Genomic DNA, 1,994 nt, shown 5'->3' with positions numbered 1-1,994 from the left:
TGCTCAGAAGCGATTTGTGCCGCCCATCAGAGCTGATGGGCGGCACAAATCGCTTCTGGGCCGGTCAGTACCGGTGGAACTTGCTGCTCAGCGAAGAGCGTTGGCGTTTCGCAGGTTTGAGCGCGCCATGGACACGGCCTCTCCCGCACCTCGGTTGAGCACGATCTTGCTCATGGCCGTGGCAAAGCCGAACACCTGATCCCCGGTGATCTTGGGCGGCATGGACAGAGCATTGGGATCTGTGATGACCTCCACCAGTGACGGTCCGTTGTGCGCCAAGGCGGACTTGAGCGCGCCTTCCACATCCTTGGCCTTGACCACCCTCTGGGCGTGGAACCCCAGAGCCTCTGCCACTTTGGCGTAATTTGCGTCCGGGACGTCCACGCCGAAGTCCGGCAGGCCGTCCACAAGCATTTCCAGCTTGACCATGCCCAAGGTGGAGTTGTTGAAGACCACCACGTTGACCGGCAGTTGGTACATGGCCGCTGTGACGAGCTCGCCCATCAGCATGGAAAGGCCACCGTCCCCGGACATGGAGATCACCTGCCGGCCGGGGTGGGAAACCTGCGCGCCAATGGCATGAGGAAGCGCATTGGCCATGGAACCGTGCAAATAGGAACCGATCACCCTGCGCGTACCGAGCGGACGGATGTAGCGTGCGGACCATACATTGCACATGCCCGTGTCAGCTGTGAAGACGGCGTCTTCTGCAGCCACCTGGTCCAGTACGTCCGCAACGTATTCGGGGTGAATGGGTTGCAGCCGCTTCACGTTGCGGGTGTAGGCACCCACCGCGTGATTCATGAGCTTGTCGTGGCGCTTGAGGGTCTTCGTGAGGAAACTCTGATCCTTCTTGGGTTTGATCAGAGGCAACAATGACTGGACTGTGGGCAACACGTCCCCCTGCAGGGGATATTGCACATCGGTTCGGCGTCCCAGCACCGCAGGGTTGCGGTCCACCTGGATGGTGGTGGTTTCAGGCAGGAACTGGTCGTAGGGGAAATCCGTGCCCAACATGATCATGACGTCGGCATCCTGGAGGCCTTCGGCAGCAGCTCCGTATCCGAGAAGCCCTGTCATGCCGACGTCGAACGGGTTGTCGTACTGGATGGCATCCTTGCCGCGCAGGGAGTGGCCCACGGGTGCTGCCAGTGCTTCAGCCAGTGCCATGACCTCGGCGTGCGCGCCGCGCACGCCGTCGCCGGCAAAGATGGCCACCTTCTTGGCATCGTTGAGCACCTGGGCAATTTCCTGGATGCATTCGGGGTTCGGCACCGTGGTTGCAGCCATCACCGGTGTCCAGTGGGGGGTCTTGGCGGTGGCGTCCTGGTCGGCCACGTCCCCGGGTAGTGTCACAACGGCCACGCCGTTGAGGCTTGTGGCGTGCTGAATGGCAGAGCGGACCACGCGCGGGGCCTGATCTGTGGTGGAGATCAGCTCGCTGTATACGGAGCACTCATTGAAGAGTCGATCAGGGTGGGTTTCCTGGAAGAAGGACTGTCCGATTTGAACGGACGGAATGTGTGAGGCGATGGCCAACACGGGTGCACCGGAACGCTGGGCGTCGTAAAGCCCGTTGATCAGGTGCAGGTTTCCCGGGCCGCAAGATCCCGCACATACAGCCAACTCACCGGTCAACTGCGCCTCAGCGGCAGCAGCAAAGGCAGCAGCCTCCTCATGGCGCACGTGAATCCAGTCGATTCCACCTTTCTTGCTGCCACCGGTCTGGCGGACGGCATCCACAATGGGGTTGAGGCTGTCGCCCACGATCCCGTAAATACGCTTGACACCTGCTTGCTGCAGCTGGGCCACGAGTTGTTCGGCGAGTTTCATGGATGCCTCCTGTGATCACTGACCCGGGAACATCCCAGGCCAGAACGAGCTCACTGGTCATGGTAGGTCCGGATCATCAGCTGAAACGCTTGATGAGGTGTTCCTCTGGTCACTGCCCTCCATCTGCTCAGAAGCGATTTGTGCCGCCCATCAGAGCTGAT

The 1,994-nt window shown here is 60.9% G+C and carries 1 protein-coding gene; it reads right to left on the bottom strand.

Annotated elements, in window-relative coordinates:
* Positions 1-87: 87 nt before the first annotated feature.
* Positions 88-1,833, bottom strand: coding sequence for a pyruvate dehydrogenase (locus L979_RS11540; protein ID WP_047692360.1), 1,746 nt, complete (start codon positions 1,831-1,833; stop codon positions 88-90).
* Positions 1,834-1,994 lie beyond the last annotated feature (161 nt).

Source organism: Kocuria sp. ZOR0020 (assembly GCF_000800955.1).
Classification (GTDB): domain Bacteria; phylum Actinomycetota; class Actinomycetes; order Actinomycetales; family Micrococcaceae; genus Kocuria; species Kocuria subflava.
The sequence above is the reverse complement of the archived record's forward strand: the minus strand, read 5'-3'. Positions and strand labels throughout refer to the sequence as shown.

What these genes read in the sequence shown, in the direction of transcription:
- L979_RS11540 (WP_047692360.1), bottom strand. Translation starts at nt 1,833, where the DNA reads ATGAAACTCGCCGAACAACTCGTGGCCCAGCTGCAGCAAGCAGGTGTC.